Raw genomic sequence first — 19810 nt, 5'->3', positions numbered from 1 at the left:
GCCGGGGCGGTGGCCGGGTGCGCGCGAACCGGGTGGCCTGCCGCCGTGACCGGTGGGGCGCGGGTGGCGCGCGTGGGCCGGGGCATCCCGTCGGTGCGCCGCGCCTTGGGGGGCGTGAACGGCGTACGGGTGGTGGTGAATGGGTGAGTTGGCCGGTGAACGGGTGAACGGCGCGCGGGCGTCCGTGTGCGCCGGGCACGAACGTCGCGCACCGGCTGCGCAGTTGGACGAAACCGGCCCGCCACCACGCGGATTGGCCGATTCGGCACCCGGCGTCAGCGCACCCGGCTAGCCTCTTATCCCCGTGAGGGTTGCCCTCGTCCGTCCCCGGGCAGACAGTGGGGCAAGCCCGCTGCCCGGTCGGCGACAAAGGGGTTACGACGTGAGCGAGTGGCTCATCTACCGAGGCACCGGCGCCCCCCACGACGGCATGGAGAGACTGCCGGCGCCGCCTCCCTGGCGAGAATTCGACGGCGGTCCACCGGTGCCTCCGCCGGCCGCGCTGGAGCCCTCCTCCGAGCGCAGGCTCGGCCAGCGGCGCCGCGAGGCCAGCCACCACCGTCCCAGCACCCGCGAGTGCGAGATGGTCAACGCCGCGCTCTATCTGCGCCGCCCGCTGCTCGTCACCGGGCAGGCCGGCAGCGGGAAGAGCACGCTCGCGCATTCCGTGGCGTACGAGCTGGGCCTCGGCCGGGTCCTGACCTGGCCCATCGTCAGCCGCAGCACACTGCGCGACGGCCTGTACGCCTACGACGCCATCGGCCGCCTCCAGGACGCCCAGCTCGACCGCGCCGCCCGCCGGGCCGACGCCGCGGGCGCGGCGGAAGCAGCGGGCGCCGAGGAGCCCGGCGGCGGCATCGGGCGCTACATCCGCCTCGGGCCGCTGGGCACCGCGCTGCTGCCCTCCGCGCGCCCGCGCGTGCTGCTCGTCGACGAGCTGGACAAGAGCGACATCGACCTGCCGAACGACCTCCTGCACGTGCTGGAGGAGGGCGAGTTCACGATCCCCGAGCTGGAGCGGATCGCCGACCGCGCGCCGGTGGTCGAGGTGCTCAGCGACGACGGTACGAAAGTGCCCGTGCGCGGCGGCCGGGTGCGCTGCGGCGCCTTCCCGTTCATCGTGCTCACCAGCAATGGCGAGCGCGAGTTCCCGGCGCCGCTGCGCCGCCGCTGTATCGAGCTGCAACTGCCGGTGCCGGACCGGGCGCGGCTGACGGGTATGGTGCGGGCGCACTTCCCCGAGGGCGACGACGAGCGGTTCGCCGAGCTGATCGACCGCTTCCTGGCCGCGGGGCCCGGCGACGTACGGGCCGTGGATCAACTGCTCAACGCGATCGAGCTGACCCGGCAGGCCGATTGGGATCAGGCGGACGGCTCCGCCCGGCGCGTCACCGAGGAGCTGATGCGGCCCATCAACAGGCCGCGGTGAGCGCGATGGCGGGGCGCGGGGGTGCTGCGGACGGGCAGGGGAAGGCCGAGGAGCTGGTGGGCCGGCTCCTGGCGGCCGGTCTGCCGCCGGACGCCCGTGGCCTCGCCGACGTCCTGTGGCTCGCGGAGGAGCTGGCGCGCAGCATGCAGGCGGCGGACGGCGCGGATCCGCGCGCCGATGCGCCGGACGCGGCGACCCGCATCAAATCAGCCACTTTTCCGGACACCGCCGACCCTCCCGAAGACCCCGATTCCGCGCACGCCGAGGGCACCGGGGACGGCGCCGACGAGACCGGCGCGGGAGCGCACGCGGCGCCCGAGCGGCGCGTGGGGCTCGCGGCGGGCCCGGGACTTCTGCCGCGTACGCCTGTGCGTGACGCGGTGGACGCCCCCGCGTACCGGCAGGTCGGCCGCGTCGGCGTGCCGGAGCCACCGGCGCTGCCCGCCCTGGTGCCGCTGCAGCGCGCGCTGCGCCCGCTGCGGCGCTACCAGCCGCGGGTCGCGGCCGTGGCGCCCGGCGAGCTGGACGAGGACGAGACCGCGGAGCTGAGCGCGCGGGCCGACCTGGTCATCCCCGTGCTGCGCACGCCCCGGCGGCGCGCCACGCTCCAACTGCTCATGGACGCCTCGCCCGCCATGGAGGTGTGGAGCCGGCTGCTGGAGGACCTGCGTTCGGTCGCCGAGCGCTCCGGTGCGTTCCGTGACGTCACCGTGCACCGCCTGCACCCGCTGCCGGACGGCGGCGTCGGCTGCGCGGGCGAGCAGGGCTGGCCCTCGATGCTGCAGGACGCCGGCCAGTTGCACGACCCCGGCGGGCGCCGGCTGACGCTCGTGCTCAGCGACTGCGCGGGCCCGATGTGGCGTGACGGCCGGATGCAGCGGATGCTGCACGGCTGGCTCGGTACCGCCCCCGTCGCCGTCGTCCAGCCGCTGCCGCACCGGCGGTGGCGCGAAATGCCGTTCGCCGCGCTGCCCGGGCTGCTCGTCCGGCACCCCGGCCCGTACCCCGCGCTGGAGTTCCGCCCCGGCACCCGCGGCGACGTGCCCCCGCCCGGCGCCCGCCCGCTGCCCGTGCTCGCGCCCGAGCCCGCCGCCGTCGGCACCTGGGCCCGGCTGCTGGCCGCGGGCGAGGGGCTGTCGCTGCCCGGCGCCGCCGGCTGGGTGCGCCGCGACCACGCCGCCGCCCCGGCCGCGGCGGCCCGCCCCGCCGACGTACGCCCCGACCCGGCAGCCACGCTCGCCGCGTTCGATGCGACCGCCTCGCCCGCGGCCCGGCTGCTGGCCATCCACCTGGCCGCCGTGCCGCTGGTGCTGCCGGTGATCCGGCTGGTGCAGCGCGCGCTGTTCCCCGACACCGGGCCTGCGGAGACCGCCGAGATCCTGCTCAGCGAGCTGGTCGTGGCGCGCGACCCGGCGCGCGGACGGGAGCGTGAGCCGGCGCGCGAACCCGTGGGTGACGACCCGTGGTTCGACTTCCGTCCGGGCGTGCGCGACCTGCTGCTGCGCCGGCTCAGCCACGGCGAGGCGGCGCTGGTGCTCAAGCACTGCTCGCTCTACATCGAGCGGACCTTCGGGCAGGGCGCGCGCAACTTCCCCGCCGTGGCGGTCGCGTACCTCTCCGGCGAGGACCGCGAGCCCGAACTCGGCGGTGCCAAGGTCCCCGACCAGTTCGCCCGTGTCTCGGAGCAGGTGCTGCGCGCCTTCCAGCCCGCCTACCGCGGGCCGGCCGAGGCGGGCGGCGCCGAGCTGCTGCGGCAGTACGAGGACAGCCGCAGCGTCCGCGACCTGCTGGACGCCGTACGGGCCCTGCGCCGCGCCGTCGTCGAGGAGCGGGACACCGCGCAGCAGGGGCTGCTGGCCCGGGCGCTGCTGCTGCACTGGCAGCGGCTGCGCGAGCCGGACGCGCTGGCGGAGGCCGAGCAGTGGGCCCGTAGCGCCCTGACCGCGGACGGCTCCGGAGCGTCCGCGGCCGGCGGTGGCGTGCCGGTGCCGGCAGAGGCCCCGCCGCTGCGCGAACGGCTCACCTACGCCGAGGTGATGTGGGAGGTGGCCCGCGAGCGCGTGGCCGACGGCGAGCACGAGCAGGCCGTCGCTGCGCTCCGCACCTCTGCCGCCCAACTCCGGGACAGCCGCGCCCTGGCCACCACGCACGCCGCCCGGCGCGAGCGCGGCGGGCTGCTCGCCGAGGTGCTGCGCCGGCTGCACTCCCTGACCGGCGACGGCGCGGCGCTGCACGAGGCCGAGGAGACGATAGACGAGCTGCTGGCCGGCTGGCCCGACGAGGAGCTGGTGCCCGCACGGCTGTTCCTCGCCCGTGGCCGGGTCACCCTGGGCCGTGCCCAGGCCGAGCGCACGGTGGACGAGACCCGGGCGTACGGGCTGCGCGCCGCGGCCGACCTGCGTACCGGCGTCGACCTGCTGCGCATGGAGGGCGGTCCCGAGCTGCGGCGGCAGGAGTGCGAGGCGCTGATCGACCTGGCGGAGGCCCACACCACCGCGGCGGGCGACGCCGGCGCCGGCCGCGCGCTGGCCGCGCTCGACCGGGCCGGGCGGCTGGGCGCGGTCCTGGACGACTACCGGCTGCAGGCCGAGAGCCTGCGCCGCAAGGCCCGGGTGCGGATCGCGGAGTTCACCCGCGGCGGGGCCGCCGAGCTGCTGGTCGAGGCCGACGGCTGGCTGACGGACGCGCTGGCGCTGCTGCCGCCCGGGGCGGCGCTGTACGGCGAGGTGCTGACCGAGCAGGGCGAGTTGCTGCTGCGCCGCGCGCGGCTGGCCCCGGACGACACCGGGTTGCGCGGCCGGGCGGTGCCGGTGCTGCGCGAGGTGCTGGCGGAGACGCCGCAGCGCCATCCGGACCTGCCGCGGCGGCAGTTGCTCTTCGGCCGGGCCCTGCGGCTGCGCTACGAGGCGTCCGGCACCCGCACCGACCTGTACGAGGCGGAGTGGGTGCTGGACCGGGCCGCGCGCGAGGACGACGCGCCCGCGCGGGTGCGCGCGCAGGCGTGGCTGGAGCTGGGGGACGTCCAACTGCTGCTCGACATGAGGACCGAGTTCCGGCAGCGGCAGGAGCGGGCCGCGGACTGCTACCGGCGCGCGGCGCTCCTGGCCGAAGAGGCGGGCGACGCGGCGGAAGCCGCCCGTGCGCACCACAAGCGCGGGCAGATGCTGGAGCCGACGGCGGGGCGCGCGGTGGCGCTCAGGGCGTACCGGGACGCCTGGGAGCAGTGGACCCGGGCGGAGCAGACGGAGAGTGCGGAGGCGGCGCTGACCCGCGAGCAGATCCGTACCCTCGAAGCCGGCGGCTGACCCGCCGCCGTTTTGCTGCACGACTGTTCGGGGAAGGACTCTCACACCCTTCCGGAGGAGTTACAGCGTGGAGAACCCCCTGTCGGCGGCGCCGGACGGGAGACCGTCAGCCGTTCCCTCGACCGCGTGCCTTCCCGACTTCAGCGACGTGGACGTGCACGCGGTCGCGGCCCGCGGCGAGCCCCCCGTCCTCGCCGGAGCCGTTGCGCACATGCTGCGCAACTGGCCGGCCGAGGAAGCGGCGGGTGCTCACTTCGAAAACGGCGCCACCGACGCGTAGCGCTCGTACACGCCTCTGCCGACGCCAGCGACGCCGTCGATGACCAGAGGGGCCGGATCGCGGCAGATTACGCACAGAAATGGTCAGGTGGACATCCCCTGGGTTTCGTCCGTGTGACATGTGCGCCATGCATTCAAAGGCGGCGGTCCGTCACCGTCCATATTCGGGGGACCGGGGAGCGGCATGGGCTACGGAAGCACGGGCGCGGAAGAGGAGGCTCCGTGGCCGGGGCGGCTGCTGGACGTCGGCCGGCTCCGCGCGTCGGGAGTACGAGGCGTACCGTTTCGCCAGTTCATCCTGAAGATGCACAGCCGCTGCAACCTGGCCTGTACGTACTGCTACGTCTACCACGGCGCCGACAGCGGATGGCGCCGCCGCCCGGCGCGCATGCCGGAGGCCACTACCCGTCGCGCCGCCGAGCGCATCGCCGAGCACGTACGCGCCCACGGATTGCGCCGGGTCAGCGTCGAACTGCACGGCGGCGAGCCGCTGCTTTCCGGCGCCGCGTCGCTCGTCCGGCAGACCGCGCAGGTGCGCGCCGCGCTGCCGGCCGACTGCACCCTCGTCGCGGGCGTGCAGACCAACGGCACCTTGCTCACCGGGTCCGCGCTGGAGACGCTCGCCGCCGGCGGCATCCGCGTGGGCCTCAGCGCCGACGGCGGCACGCCGGAGCTGAACAGCCGCCGCGTCGATCACGCCGGGCGCCCCTCGTGGCCCGCCCTGTCCCGGGCGGCCCGGCTGCTGCAGCGGCACCCCGAGAGCTACAGCGGCATTCTCTGTACTGTCGACGTGACCGCCTCGCCGGCCGCCGTCCTGTCGTCTCTGTGCTCCCTCCGCCCGCCCGTGCTGGACTTCCTGCTGCCGCATGCCAACTGGTCCGCCCCGCCGGCCCTCCCCGTGCGGGGCCGCAGCACCACGCCGTACGGGGACTGGCTCTGCCAGGTCTTCGACCTGTGGTGGGACCTGCCCCGGCCGTCACCCCGGGTGCGGCTGTTCACCGAGATCCTCGGCCTGCTGCTGGGCCGGCCGAGCGGCACCGAGGCCGTGGGCCTGTCGCCCGTCACCGCGCTGGTGGTGGAGACCGACGGTGCCATCGAACAGATCGACTCGCTCAAGTCCGTGTACGAAGGCGCCTCCGGCACCGGCCTCGACGTCTTCCGCAACTCCTTCGACGAGGCCCTGAACCACCCCGGCGTCGCCGCCCGGCAACTGGGCCTGCGGGCGCTGGCCGAGCAGTGCCGGCGCTGCCCGGTGGTCCGGGTGTGCGGCGGCGGCAACTACGCGCACCGCTACCGGGCCGGCGAGGGGTTCCGTAACCCGTCCGTGTACTGCGCCGACCTGGAACGGCTCATCCGGCACGTGGCGTGCCGGCTGGATGCCGCGGTAGCGGAGCAGCGAAGGGTGCCGGCCGGCCCGCCATGCATGAGCTGACGGGCTGCCAGATGGGATACTGTGCGGAAGATACGGCCTGCCGGGACTGTGGAGGGAGACGGTCGCATGGCCGAACCCATCAGCATCAGTTACGCGGGATTCAACCGCCCGTGGGCGGCCTGGATCGCCCATCAGCTCGAACTGCTCGGACTTCCCACCGCGATGCTGCGCTGGAGCCCGGCGCCGGGTCGGCCGCTGGTCGACGAGCTGACGGGGTTATTGGAGGCGCCCGACCGCATCCTGCTGGTGCTCGACGACTGGTTCTTCGGTCTCGGCCCGCGCGGCGAGGACGAGTGGAACGACGCGCTGCGGACGGTCATCCCGCAGCACGGACACCGCTTCGCCGCCGCCAGCGTGGCCACCGGGATGCCGACCGCGGCGGCGGCGCTCGCACCCGTGGACCTTCGGGATCTCGGCACCGACGAGGCCAGACGCCGTATCCTCACCCGGCTCGGCCTGGACCCGGACACCCCGGTACGCCCCGACCGCGAGCCGGAGCGCGCCCCCCGATTCCCCAACGATCCGCCGGTGGTCTTCAACACTCCCCGCCGCAACTACCGCTTCACCGGCCGTGACGCCATCCTGGAGAGGCTCCACGGCACGCTGGCCAGCGGCTCCGGCAGCCAGGGCCAGGGTGCGAGGATCGCGCTGTCCGGCATCTCCGGCGTCGGCAAGAGCCAGATCGCCATCGAGTACACCCACCGGTTCGGCAACGACTACGACGTCGTCTGGTTCGTCAACGCCAACTACCGCATGACGGCCCGCGAGCAGCTCGCCGACCTCTCCGTCCGGCTCAACCTCCCGGTCGGCAGCAACATCGGCGACCGGGTCCGCCGGGTCCGCGAGGCGCTGCGCACCGGCCGCCCGTACCGCCGCTGGCTGCTGGTCTTCGACAGCGCCGACGAGATGGAGCTGCTCGACGACATCGTCCCCGAGGGCGACGGGCATGTGCTGATCACCACCCGCACCCGCGACTGGGCGGTGAGCGGTGGCGCCCAGGAGATCGAGGTCCCGCACTTCACCCGGGCGGAGAGCACCGCCTTCGCGCGCCGCCGCGCCCCCCGGCTGACCGAGACAGAGGCCGACGGGCTCGCCGAGGCCGTGCAGGACCTGCCGCTGGTGCTGAGCCAGACCGCGGCGTGGCTCGACTCCAGCACGATGGCACCGGCCGACTACATCGAGCTGCTGCGCGAGAAGGAACCCGGCAAGGTCGGCATCAGCATCGGCTCCGACTACCCCATGGGCTTCCTGACGAGCTGGTCGATAACGCTGAACGGGATGCGCGAGAAGGCTCCGGCGGCGGCCGCGATGCTCAATCTCCTCGCGTTCTTCTCCCCCGACAGCATCCCGGTCTCCCGGATCATCGAGCGGAGCGACGAGCTGCCGCCGTATCTGGCGGATCTGGCCAACGACCCCATCAGCTGGCACTCCGCGCTGCGTCAACTGTCGGAGTCCACGGCCGTCACGATCGACTACCTGTCCGACCCCTCTACGGAGACCGAGGTCGAAAAGGTTCAAATGCACCGCCTGTACCACCGCTTCCTGCGGAGTGATCTGCCCGAGGACGAGCGCGAGGCGATGTCGGCGACGGCGTGCCGGATCCTCGCGGCGGCCGACCCCCGCCGGCCCACGGACACCCGGGAGTGGGGACGGTACGCCGAGCTGCTGCCGCACCTGGAGCCGGCCGGCGCGATGGAGAGCTCCGACCCGGCGGTGCAGGAACTGGTCCTCCACTCCATCGACTACCTGATCCAGCGTGGCGAGTACCGCACCGGCCTGAAGCTGTGCGAGCTCGCCCTGTCGCACTGGAGTATCCGGCTCGATTCCACGCACCGGTCGATGATCACATTGGTGCACCGCCACGCCGAGGTGCTGCGCAACCTCGGCCGCTACCGCGAGTCCGAGGCCGCCAGCCGCCGGCTCGTGGACGTGCTCAGCCCGCTCCGTGACGAGGAGGATCCGGACCTGCTCCGGGCCCGAAACGGCCTGGGCGGCGCGCTGTTGGGGCTGGGCGAGTTCGAGGCCGCCCGCGACCTCTTCGACGACGCCCGGCAGAAGTACGCCGACCTGCTGGGCGAGGATCACCCGAGGACCATGTCCCTGCGCAGCAACCTCGGCATCGCGCTCGGCCTGCTGGGGCAGTATGAGGAGGCGCTGAAGATCCACCGCGGCCTGGTGGTGCTCCGGGAGAAGCGGCTGCGCGCCCGGCACTACCTGACCATGTCCTCCGGAACCCGCTACGCCTTCATGCTCCGCCTGCTCGGCCGGTACGAAGAGGCGTACTCCCGGCAATATCGCAACGCCGAGCTGCACCGCCAGATCATGGGCGAGCACAACCCGCAGACGCTGCGCGCCGAGCACAATCTCGCGCAGTGCCTGCGCCGGCTCGGCAGACTCGCCGAGGCCGACACCCTCATGGAGTCGGTCGTCCAGCGCTTCACCCAGGTCCAGGGTCCCCGGCACCCCGAGACCCTGATGGTGGAGGCCGACTACGCCACCTTCCTACGCGAGCACCGCGACCTGCACCGGGCCCGGGAGCTGGCCGAGTCCGTCAACCGGCGGTACGAGGCGATGCTCGGCGAGCAGCACCCGTACACCGCCGGCACCCTCGGCAACGTCGGGCTCGCCCTCTGGCCCACCGGCGACTGGCAGGAGGCCTCCGAGATCGCCGAGCTGGCGCTCACCCGGATGACCGCCGCCGTCGGGCCCGCGCACCCGTGGACGCTGGGCTGCGCGCTGAACGCGGCCGCCGCCCGCAACCGGATGGACGCCCCCGACCACGCCGAGGAGCTGAGCCGGCAGACGGCGGACACCGTCAAGGAAGTCCTCGGCGCCCGGCACCCCATGGCGCTGTCGGCGATGATGGCGCTCGCGGACGACCTGCGGTCGCTGCGCCGTGCGCAGGAGGCGAAGAAGGTGGAGCGGGAGGCGATGCAGAACCTCAGCGAGACGCTGGGCGCCGAGCACCCGCACACCCTGGCGTCGCGCCGCCGGGAGCGCCCGTACTGGGACTTCGAGCCGCAGCCGACGTAGCGCGAGGCCGAGGCTTCGCACCCGTACGTGAGAAGGGCCCCGCACGCGCGCGTGCGGGGCCCTTCTCACGTTGCGGTGCGGGGTACGGGCCCGGCCCGTACCCCGCCGGGGACTCAGAGGTCGAAGACGTCGGCCATCAACTGGGCGTGCTCGGCCTGGTGGCGCTTGGCCGAGCCGACCGCCGGGGAGGACGACGACGGGCGCGAGACCCGGCGCAGCCGGTCGGCGTTCGGCACCGGCCCGGAGCCGATGATCAGGTCCAGGTGGTCGACCAGGTTGAGCGCGATGAACGGCCACGCGCCCTGGTTGGCCGGCTCCTCCTGGGCCCAGACGAACGTCGAAGCGCCGCTGTAGCGCGCCAGCTCCGCCTGGATCTCCGCGCCGGGCAGCGGGTACAGCCGCTCCAGCCGGACGATCGCGGTGTCCTGGGCGCCGCGCTTCTGCCGCTCGGCGTCGAGGTCGTAGTAGATCTTGCCGGAGCAGAAGACGACCTTGCGGACCGCCGCCGGCTCGACGGAGTCGTCGCCGATGACCGGCCGGAAGCCGCCCGAGGTGAACTCGTCCGTCCGCGACGCCGCCGCCTTCATCCGCAGCATGGACTTCGGGGTGAAGACCACCAGCGGCTTGTGGTGCGGGTTGTGGACCTGCCAGCGCAGCAGGTGGAAGTAGTTCGACGGCAGGGTGGGCATCGCGACGGTCATGTTGTTCTGCGCGGAGAGCTGCAGGAACCGCTCGATACGGGCCGAGGAGTGGTCCGGGCCCTGGCCCTCGTAGCCGTGCGGCAGCAGCAGCACGACGCCGGAGGACTGGCCCCACTTCTGCTCGGCGGAGGAGATGAACTCGTCGACGACGGTCTGCGCGCCGTTGACGAAGTCACCGAACTGCGCCTCCCAGAGCACCAGGGATTCCGGGCGGGCCAGCGAGTAGCCGTACTCGAAGCCCATCGCCGCGTACTCGCTGAGCAGCGAGTCGTAGACGTTGTAACGGGCCTGGTCCGGGGCGAGGTAGTTCAGCGGGGTGTAGTCCTCGCCGGTCTTCTGGTCGACGAGCACCGCGTGCCTGTGGCCGAAGGTGCCGCGGCGGGAGTCCTGGCCGGCGAGCCGGACCGGGGTGCCCTCCATCAGCAGCGAGCCGAACGCGAGTGTCTCGCCCATGCCCCAGTCGATCGTGTCGTCCTCGACCATCGACACCCGGCGCTGCAGCTGCGGCAGCAGCCGCGGGTGCACCGAGACCTGGTCGGGCAGGCTGACCTGGGAGTCGGCGATCCGCTTGACGACCTCCTCGGAGACGGCCGTCTCCACGGTCACCGGGAAGCCGGGCAGCGCGTGCGGCGGCACCTCGGCTGGCGCGGGCGTCTCGGTGGCGTCCCGTACCTCGGTGAAGACCTTCTCCAACTGGCCCTGGAAGTCCTGCAGGGCCTGCTCGGCCTCTTCCATGGTGATGTCGCCGCGGCCGATCAGCGACTCGGTGTAGAGCTTGCGCACCGAGCGCTTCTTGTCGATCAGCTCGACCATCTGCGGGTTGGTGAACTGCGGGTTGTCGCCCTCGTTGTGCCCGCGGCGGCGGTAGCAGATGAGGTCGATGACCACGTCCTTGTTGAACGCCTGGCGGTACTCGAAGGCCAGCCGCGCGACGCGCACGACGGCCTCGGGGTCGTCGCCGTTGACGTGGAAGATCGGCGCCTCGATCATGCGGGCCACGTCCGTGGCGTACATCGAGGAACGCGCGGACTCCGGCGGGGCGGTGAAGCCGACCTGGTTGTTGATGACGACGTGCACGGTGCCGCCGCAGCGGTAGCCGCGCAGCTGCGACATGTTGAGCGTCTCGGCCACGACGCCCTGGCCGGCGAACGCGGCGTCGCCGTGCAGCGCCAGCGGCAGCACGGTGAAGTCCGTGCCGCCCTTGCCGATGATGTCCTGCTTGGCGCGGACCACGCCCTCCAGGACCGGGTCGACGGCCTCCAGGTGGGAGGGGTTGGCCGTGAGCGAGACCTTGATCTGCTCGCCGTCCAGGCCGGTGAAGGTGCCCTCCGTGCCCAGGTGGTACTTCACGTCGCCGGAGCCGTGCATCGACTTCGGGTCGAGATTGCCCTCGAACTCGCGGAAGATCTGCGCGTACGACTTGCCGACGATGTTCGCCAGCACGTTGAGCCGGCCGCGGTGTGCCATGCCGATGACGACCTCGTCGAGGCGGGACTCGGCGGCGGCGTCGATGACCGCGTCCAGCAGCGGGATGACGGACTCGCCGCCCTCCAGCGAGAAGCGCTTCTGGCCGACGTACTTCGTCTGCAGGAACGTCTCGAACGCCTCCGCGGCGTTCAGCCGGCGCAGGATGCGCAGTTGCTCCTCGCGCTCCGGGGTGTCATGCGGGCGCTCCACGCGCTCCTGGATCCACTTGCGCTCCTTCGGATCCTGGATGTGCATGTACTCGATGCCGGTGGTGCGGCAGTACGAGTCGCGCAGGACGCCGAGGATGTCGCGCAGCTTCATCATCGCCTTGCCGGCGAAGCCGCCGACGGCGAACTCCCGCTCCAGGTCCCAGAGCGTCAGGCCGTGCTCGGTGACGTCGAGGTCCGGGTGCTTGCGCTGCTTGTACTCCAGCGGGTCGGTGTCGGCCATCACGTGGCCGCGGACCCGGTAGGAGTGGATCAGGTCGAAGACCCGGGCGGCCTTGGTGACGTCGTCGTCGTGGCTGGCGTCGATGTCGCGCAGCCAGCGGACCGGCTCGTACGGGATGCGCAGGGACTTGAAGACCTCGTCGTAGAAGTCGTTCTCGCCCAGCAGCAACTGGTTCATGATCCGCAGGAACTCGCCGGAGGCGGCGCCCTGGATGACGCGGTGGTCGTACGTCGACGTGAGCGTCATGACCTTGGAGACGCCCAGCTTGTTCAGGGTGTCCTGGGAGGTGCCCTGGAACTCGGCGGGGTAGTCCATCGCGCCGACGCCGAGGATCATGGACTGGCCGGGCATCAGCCGCGGCACGGAGTGCACGGTGCCGATGCCGCCGGGGTTGGTGAGCGAGCACGTCACCCCGGTGAAGTCGTCCATCGTGAGCTTGTTGGACCGGGCGCGGCGGACGATGTCCTCGTACGCCTGCCAGAACTCGAAGAAGTTGAGCGTCTCGGCCTTCCTGATGGCCGCGACGACGAGCTGGCGGTCGCCGTTGGGCTTGACCAGGTCGATGGCCAGGCCGAGGTTGACGTGCTCGGGCTTGACCAGGGTGGGCTTGCCGTCCTTCTCGGCGAAGGAGTGGTTCATCGACGGCATCAGCTTCATCGCCTGCACCATCGCGTACCCGATGAGGTGCGTGAAGGAGACCTTCCCGCCGCGGGCGCGCTTCAGGTGGTTGTTGATGACGATGCGGTTGTCGAAGAGCAGCTTCACCGGGACCGCGCGGACCGAGGTGGCCGTCGGCAGCTCCAGCGAGGCGTTCATGTTCTTCGCGACGGCGGCGGCGGGGCCCCGGAGGGTGACCAGCTCGGGGCCCTCGGGTGCGGCGGCGGGCGCCGCGGCGGCGGGCTTCGCGGCCGGCCTGGCCGCGGGCTTCGCCGCCGGCGGGGCGGGCGCGGCCGCCGCGGGCTTGGCCGGCGGCCGGGCCACGGGCCGGCCGTCGACGGCGGGCGGCGCGGCGGGCGCGGGGGCCTGCTGCGGCGGCGCGGCCGGGGCCGGAGCTGCGGCCGGGGCCGCCTGCGCGGCGGGAGCCGGGGGTGCGGCGGTCGCGGGCTGAGCCGTCTGCGTCGCCGCCCCCTGGTTCTGGCCGGCGGTGCCCGGCTTGTAGTCGGCGAAGAAGTCCCACCAGGCCCGGTCCACCGAGTTGGGGTCCTGGAGGTACTGCTGGTAGATCTCGTCGACGAGCCACTCGTTGGGACCGAAGGCGGCAGCAGGGTCCCGGCCCTGGCTGGGCTCTTCGGTACGGACGCTCGACGAGCTGCTCTTAGGGGACTGTGACGACACGGCGGCAACCGCCCTCTTCCGCTTCACAAGGTGATGGACAGCGGAAAACAAGGCTACGCCCCTGGAGCTGGTACGTGCAGGCCGCACCCGCCGGAGGTCGCGTAAGTCACAATGCGAACGTGGTTTGGGCCCCGGATTTGGCGGGAAACAAACTGAGTTTGCCTGCGTGCGGCATGGGGGCATCGAGGCGGTGGCGCCGCGTCCCGTCCTCGTTCCGGTCCGTTCACCGGCTGCTCTGCCGCCGTTGCGGATCCGTTACCGCACTCGGCCAAGGTCAAGTGTAGGTCAAGTCCCGAACGAGCGTTAACCCGGAAGGGTGAGCTTGATCCGGCAGCCACGGGGTGATTCGGCCACCCCGATCCGGCCGCCGTGCAGATCCACCGCCCAGCGTGCGATGGCGAGCCCCAGCCCGGTGCCGCCGCCGTCCGCCCCGTGGTCGCCGAGCACCCCGTTCTCCCGGCCGCGGTTGAAGCGCTCGAAGACCCGGTGCCGCTCGGCGGCCGGGATGCCGGGGCCCTCGTCGAGCACCTCCACCTCCAGCGCGTCCGGCTGCGCCCCGGCGCGGGCGCGCACGGTGACCCGGCCGCCGGACGGGCTGTGCTTCACGGCGTTGTCGATCAGGTTCGCCATCACCTGGTGCAGCCGCTCGGGGTCGGCCCGTACCGCGAGCTCGGGCGGCGAGACGTCCAGGTGCAGCCTCACGTCGCCGCGCCCGCGGGGGCCGGGCACGTCGCCGGCCGGCTCCGGGGCGCCGGCCGCGCCGTGGGCGCCGCTGCCGAAGTGCGCCTCCTTCAGCACACCCGCGAGATACGGCTCCACCGCGAACCGCCGCAGCCGCAGCGGCACCACCCCGCTGTCGATCCGCGACAGGTCGAGGAGCTGCTCCACCAGCCGGCCCAGCCGCTCCGTCTGGCGCAGCGCCGTGCGCATCGTGTCGGGGTCGGCCTCGGAGACGCCGTCCACCACGTTCTCCAGCACCGCGCGCAGGGCGGCGATCGGGGTGCGCAGCTCGTGCGAGACGTTGGCGACCAGCTCTTTGCGGTGCCGGTCGACGGACTGCAGGTCGGCCGCCATCCGGTTGAACGTCTGGGCCAGCTCGCCGAACTCGTCCCGGCGGCGGGTGGCCAGCCGGGCGGTGTAGTCGCCGTGCGCCATGGCGCGGGTGACCGCGGTCATCTGCACCAGCGGCGACGTCAGCCGCTGGCCCACGAACTGGGTGATCAGCAGCGAGGCGATGAGCGAGAAGACCGTGATCAGCCGGACCTCGGTGGAGGAGCGGATCGCCACCCACACCAGACCGGTGGCGATCACCACCGAGCCGATGACCAGGGCGCCCAGTGCCGCGTTCACCGACCGCACCGGGTCCAGCGGGCGCAGCGCGTCCCACACCCGGTGCCAGAAGCCGGGCTCCGCGCCGCCGTCCGGCACCGTCATGTGACGGGGGTCTCCAGCGCGTACCCCACGCCGTGCACCGTACGGATCCGCTCCGCGCCTATCTTGCGGCGCAGCGCCTTGATGTGGCTGTCGACCGTCCGCGTCCCCGAGGCGTCCTCCCACTCCCAGACCTCCACCAGGAGCTGCTCGCGGGAGAGCACCGCCCGCGGCTGGTTGGCCAGACAGGCCAGCAGCTCGAACTCCGTCGGCGTCAGATGGACGTCGTCCCCGCCGACCCGCACCCGCCGTTCGGTGTGGTCGATCTCCAGCTCGCCCAGGCGCAGCGTGTCGTCCCGGGCGGTGCCCGCCGCCAGCGTGGCGCGCTCCACGCGGCGCAGCAGCACGTGCACCCGCGCGGCCAGCTCGCGCATGGAGAAGGGTTTGGTCATGTAGTCGTCGGCGCCGACGCCGAGGCCGACGAGCATGTCCGTCTCGTCGTCCCGCGCGGTCAGCATCAGCACCGGCACGAGCCGCTGGGCCTGCACCCGGCGGCACACCTCCAGCCCGTCGAAACCGGGCAGCATCACGTCGAGCACGAGCAGGTCGGGTGCCCACTCCGCGGCGGTCGCCACCGCGGCCGGGCCGTCGCCTGCCGTACGTACCTGGAAGCCCTCGGCGCGCAGCCGCGCCGATATCGCCTGCCCGATGGTCGGGTCGTCCTCGACGACCAGCACCCTGCGCTGGGCACCGGGCGTCACTGCGGCCGCGTGGTCGGCGCGGCCGTTCAGGGCTTGTCTGTCTGCCATGTGTTCGTGGCCCTCGCCGTCTCTTCCCCGTAGGCCCTCCGGTTCAGCTAGCAGCGTATGGGGAGGTGACACGCCTCGGCTACGGGGAACGGGGAGCCCCCGCCCGCGTTCCCCGCGCGCCGTCCGGCGGGCGGACGGCGAGGTGGACGGCGTCGGGGGCGCCGCGGCGTACGGGGATCTCCTCGGTGCGTACGTCCGTGAAGCCGGCGGTGCGGAGGGCGGCCTCGAAGTCGGGGGAGGGTCGGGCGGACCAGACGGCGAGGACGCCGCCGGGGGTGAGGCGGTCGCGGCAGGCGGCGAGGCCGGCGGGGGCGTAGAGACCGGAGTTGCCCTCGGTGACGGTCCAGTCGGGGCCGTTGTCGATGTCGAGGCAGACGGCGTCGTAGCGGTGGGGGGCCATGGCGAGGTGGTCGAGGAGGTCGGCCTCGACGAGTCCGACGCGGGGGTCGGCGAGGGCCGCGCCGCTGAGGCACGTGAGAGGCGCGGCGCCGACAGCAGGGCCGGCCGCGGGTCCGGTGTGCCACTCGATCACCGCCGGCTCGCGCTCGACCACCGTGATCCGTCCCCAGCGCGGGTCCGCCGCCGCCTCGGCGAGCGAGAAGCCCACGCCCAGCCCGCCGATCAGCACCGCCGGTGCCGCCGTCGCGGGGTCCAGCGCCTCGGCCGCGGCCCGGATCAGCAGCCGCTCGGAGCGGCCGTCGGAGGTGTCCATGAGGAAGACGCCGTTGGCGATGATCTCGTGGTGCGCACCGCGCCGGCGCAGCACGACCTCCCCGTACGGACCGGACCTGCGGTCGAGCGTCACCGCGCTCGCCGCGTCGTTCTCGCTGCTCATGGCCCCATCCTGCCCGATCGCTCACAGCGAACAGAGGCCCGGGAACATCCCGGCACCCCTCCGGGTTGAGCGCATGTAACTCAACTTGCATGCCGAAGGGGAGATCAATGGCTACTGAGTCCGGCTCGAACACGCCGCTGGAACTGCCCGTCCTGCCGCTCGATGACGAGGTCGTGCTCCCCGGCATGGTCGTGCCGCTCGACCTCTCGGACCGCGAGGTACGGGCCGCGGTCGAGGCCGCGCAGGCCGCGGCACGCGACAGCGGACGCAAGCCAAGGGTGCTGCTCGTCCCGCGGGTCGACGGCACGTACGTGGGCACCGGCGTCCTCGGCCGCGTCGAGCAGGTCGGCCGGCTGGCCGACGGCGACCCCGGTGCGCTGATCCGCGGCGTCGCCCGGATCCGTATCGGCGCCGGCACCACGGGCCCCGGCGCCGCGCTGTGGGTGGAGGGCACGGAGATCGAGGAGTCCGTACCCGACCCCGTTCCCGGCGCCGTCACGGAGCTGACGAAGGAGTACAAGGCGGTCGCGACCGACTGGCTGCGCAAGCGCGGTGCCTGGCAGGTCGTGGACCGTGTGCAGCAGATCGACGACGTCGGCCAGCTCGCCGACAACTCCGGCTACTCGCCGTTCCTGACCATCGAGCAGCGCGTGGAGCTGCTGGAGACCGCCGACCCGGTGGCCCGGCTCAAGCTGGCCACGCAGTGGCTCAAGGAGCACCTGGCGGAGCAGGACGTCGCCGAGTCCATCGCCAAGGACGTCCAGGAGGGCGTCGACAAGCAGCAGCGCGAGTTCCTGCTGCGGCGCCAGCTGGAGGCCGTGCGCAAGGAGCTGCGCGAGCTGAACGGCGAGCCCGAGGGCGAGGAGTCCGACGACTACCGCGCCCGGGTCGAGGCCGCCGACCTGCCCGGGAAGGTCCGCGAGGCGGCCCTGAAGGAGGTCGACAAGCTGGAGCGCACCTCCGACGCCTCGCCCGAGGGCGGCTGGATCAGGACGTGGCTCGACACGGTCCTGGAGATGCCGTGGACCGAGCGTACGAAGGACGCGTACGACATCACCGGCGCCAAGGAGATCCTGGACGCCGACCACGCGGGCCTGGAGGACGTCAAGGAGCGCATCACCGAGTACCTGGCGGTGCGCAAGCGTCGCGCGGAGCGGGGCCTGGGCCTCGTCGGCGGCCGGCGCGGCGGCGCCGTGCTCGCGCTCGTCGGCCCGCCCGGCGTCGGCAAGACGTCGCTGGGCGAGTCCGTGGCGCGTGCCATGGGACGCAAGTTCGTCCGGGTCGCGCTCGGCGGCGTCCGGGACGAGGCGGAGATCCGCGGCCACCGGCGTACGTACGTCGGCGCGCTGCCCGGCCGCGTCGTACGGGCCGTCAAGGAGGCCGGTTCGATGAACCCGGTCGTCCTGCTGGACGAGATCGACAAGGTCGGCTCGGACTTCCGCGGCGACCCCGCCGCGGCCCTGCTCGAAGTCCTGGACCCGGCGCAGAACCACACGTTCCGCGATCACTACCTGGAAGTCGAGCTGGACCTGTCCGACGTGGTCTTCCTGGCCACCGCGAACGTCCTCGAAGCCATCCCCGAGGCGCTGCTGGACCGGATGGAACTGGTCCGCCTCGACGGCTACACCGAGGACGAGAAGGTCACCATCGCCCGCGACCACCTGCTGCCACGGCAGCTGGAGCGCGCGGGTCTGGAGGCCGGCGAGGTCACCTTCGAGGACGACGCGCTGCGGAAGCTGGCCGGCGAGTACACCCGCGAGGCGGGCGTACGGAACCTGGAGCGCGCCCTCGCCCGGCTGCTGCGCAAGATCGCGGCGCAGCACGAACTGGGCGACGCGAAGCTGCCGTACGCGGTCGGCGTCGACGCACTCCGCCCGCTGATCGGCCGTCCGCACCACACCCCGGAGTCCGCCACCGACCCCGCGGAGCGCCGCACGGCGGTTCCGGGCGTGGCGACGGGCCTGGCGGTGACGGGCGCCGGCGGCGACGTCCTGTACATCGAGGCGTCGCTGGCCGACCCCGAGTCGGGCGCCTCCGGACTGACCCTGACGGGACAGCTCGGCGACGTGATGAAGGAGTCGGCGCACATCGCGCTCTCCTTCCTGCGCTCGCGCGGCGCGGAGCTGGAACTGCCGGTGGGCGACCTGAAGGACCGGGGCATCCACCTGCACGTGCCGGCGGGCGCGGTCCCGAAGGACGGGCCGAGCGCGGGCATCACGATGACGACGGCGCTGGCGTCTCTGCTGAGCGGCCGGCAGGTGCGTACGGACGTGGCGATGACCGGTGAGGTGTCGCTGACGGGCCGGGTGCTGCCGATCGGCGGCGTGAAGCAGAAGCTGCTGGCGGCGCACCGGGCGGGGGTCACCACGGTGATCATCCCGAAGCGGAACGAGCCGGACCTGGACGACGTCCCGGCGGAGGTGCTGGAGAAGCTGGAGGTCCACCCGGTCTCCGACGTCCGCCACGTCCTGGACCTGGCCCTGACCCCGGCCGGCGCCGCGTCGCCGACCGCGGACCCGGAGGTCCCGGTGGCCGCCTGACCCGCACCGCCGCCTCCGTCCCTCGAACACGGCCCCTCCCGACCACCCACCCGGGAGGGGCCGTTCGGCGTGCGCCCTTCGGCTCGCAGGGACCGGGTCCCGGAACTGCGTGGGCGTTGGTAGCGTCCTGTCACTCAACGCACCCGAGTCAGTACAGGAGTCGATCGTGGCCCGCCGATACCGCTCAGTCACCACCCTCGCGGCGCTGGCCGCCGCGACCCTGCTGGTTACCGCGTGCGGGGGCGACGACTCGCCGTCGTCGGACGACAAGATCGAGGGCGCGGAGAAGAGCAGCCCGGCGGCGTCGGCGCCGGACGCGGGGGCGGATAAGGCCGGGCCGGAGATCGAGTTGCCGGGGAGTGTGGAACTGGTCTTCGAGGGCTGGGAGTCGGACGACCCGGAGGAGCAGGCGGTGCTGGACTCCGGTGCGCAGAGCGAGCGTGCGACGTACGAGGCCATCACCCAGGACCCGCCCAATCCGGACTCGGAGTACGTGGCGTACTACCACGCCGAGGGCACCGGCGCCTTGACGGAGACCCAGGAGTGGATCGGCGAGTTCAAGGACGCGGACGCCACCGTTGAGGGGACGGTCCGGTTCGTCTCACCGAGGGTTGAGGTGCACGACAACGGGATCACCGGGTCCCTGAGGTACTGCGCGGACGAGAGCGAAGTGGAAACGGTCGAGCGGAAATCGGACAAGGTGCTGTCTTCGGCGAAGCCGGGTGACGTGGTGCTGTACGACCTCGTACTGCAGAAGAACGACAAGGAGGTCTGGCAGGTCTCGGACGTCAACGGCAAGCGCGGCTCGTGTGACAGGTGAGGAC

General features: G+C 72.9%; 11 protein-coding genes. 7 read left to right on the top strand and 4 right to left on the bottom strand.

The window, feature by feature from the left end; all coding sequences use genetic code 11:
- Positions 1 to 382 precede the first annotated feature (382 nt).
- The 5 genes from ABGA99_RS32400 to fxsT all read left to right on the top strand — a co-directional run bounded on the left by ABGA99_RS32400 (position 383) and on the right by fxsT (position 9478).
- Positions 383 to 1429, top strand: coding sequence for an AAA family ATPase (locus ABGA99_RS32400; protein ID WP_347584037.1), 1047 nt, complete (start codon positions 383 to 385; stop codon positions 1427 to 1429).
- Positions 1430 to 1434: 5 nt separating this feature from the next.
- Entirely contained in the window at positions 1435 to 4734 is a 3300-nt protein-coding gene (locus ABGA99_RS32395; protein ID WP_347584044.1) for an SAV_2336 N-terminal domain-related protein, read from the top strand.
- A 67-nt stretch (positions 4735 to 4801) separates the two neighbouring features.
- Entirely contained in the window at positions 4802 to 5014 is a 213-nt protein-coding gene (locus ABGA99_RS32390; RefSeq protein ID WP_347580315.1) for a hypothetical protein, read from the top strand.
- A gap of 183 nt (positions 5015 to 5197) precedes the next feature.
- Positions 5198 to 6445, top strand: coding sequence for an FxsB family cyclophane-forming radical SAM/SPASM peptide maturase (locus ABGA99_RS32385; RefSeq protein ID WP_347580316.1), 1248 nt, complete (start codon positions 5198 to 5200; stop codon positions 6443 to 6445).
- Positions 6446 to 6511: 66 nt separating this feature from the next.
- Positions 6512 to 9478, top strand: coding sequence for an FxSxx-COOH system tetratricopeptide repeat protein (fxsT, locus tag ABGA99_RS32380; RefSeq protein WP_347580317.1), 2967 nt, complete (start codon positions 6512 to 6514; stop codon positions 9476 to 9478).
- Between the two features lie 113 nt (positions 9479 to 9591).
- Here fxsT and ABGA99_RS32375 read toward each other — a convergent pair whose 3' ends face one another.
- From ABGA99_RS32375 to ABGA99_RS32360, 4 genes are all read right to left on the bottom strand, one after another.
- Positions 9592 to 13431 (bottom strand): multifunctional oxoglutarate decarboxylase/oxoglutarate dehydrogenase thiamine pyrophosphate-binding subunit/dihydrolipoyllysine-residue succinyltransferase subunit, encoded by a 3840-nt coding sequence (locus ABGA99_RS32375; RefSeq protein ID WP_347580318.1) that lies wholly within the window; start codon positions 13429 to 13431, stop codon positions 9592 to 9594.
- A 303-nt stretch (positions 13432 to 13734) separates the two neighbouring features.
- The gene (locus ABGA99_RS32370; protein ID WP_347580319.1) at positions 13735 to 14865 is read right to left on the bottom strand and encodes a HAMP domain-containing sensor histidine kinase; all 1131 of its coding nucleotides are present in this window, start codon (positions 14863 to 14865) and stop codon (positions 13735 to 13737) included.
- A complete protein-coding gene (locus ABGA99_RS32365) occupies positions 14862 to 15611 on the bottom strand; it encodes a response regulator transcription factor (RefSeq protein ID WP_347580320.1) in 750 nt (249 codons plus the stop codon). The genes ABGA99_RS32370 and ABGA99_RS32365 overlap by 4 nt, the downstream gene beginning before the upstream one ends.
- 79 nt (positions 15612 to 15690) lie before the next feature.
- Positions 15691 to 16446, bottom strand: coding sequence for a spermidine synthase (locus tag ABGA99_RS32360; RefSeq protein WP_347580321.1), 756 nt, complete (start codon positions 16444 to 16446; stop codon positions 15691 to 15693).
- Positions 16447 to 16553: 107 nt separating this feature from the next.
- On the opposite strand from ABGA99_RS32360, the gene lon reads away from it, so the two are divergent.
- Positions 16554 to 18986 carry an endopeptidase La gene (gene lon / locus ABGA99_RS32355; RefSeq protein WP_347584036.1) on the top strand — a complete coding sequence of 811 codons (2433 nt, stop codon included), beginning with the start codon at positions 16554 to 16556 and terminating at the stop codon, positions 18984 to 18986.
- 166 nt (positions 18987 to 19152) lie between these two features.
- Positions 19153 to 19806 (top strand): hypothetical protein, encoded by a 654-nt coding sequence (locus ABGA99_RS32350; protein WP_347584035.1) that lies wholly within the window; start codon positions 19153 to 19155, stop codon positions 19804 to 19806.
- Positions 19807 to 19810 lie beyond the last annotated feature (4 nt).

This window comes from Streptomyces sp. B5E4 (genome assembly GCF_039871555.1).
Taxonomy (GTDB): domain Bacteria; phylum Actinomycetota; class Actinomycetes; order Streptomycetales; family Streptomycetaceae; genus Streptomyces.
Note: the sequence above shows the minus strand (reverse complement) of the source record. Positions and strands in the feature narration are given on the sequence as shown.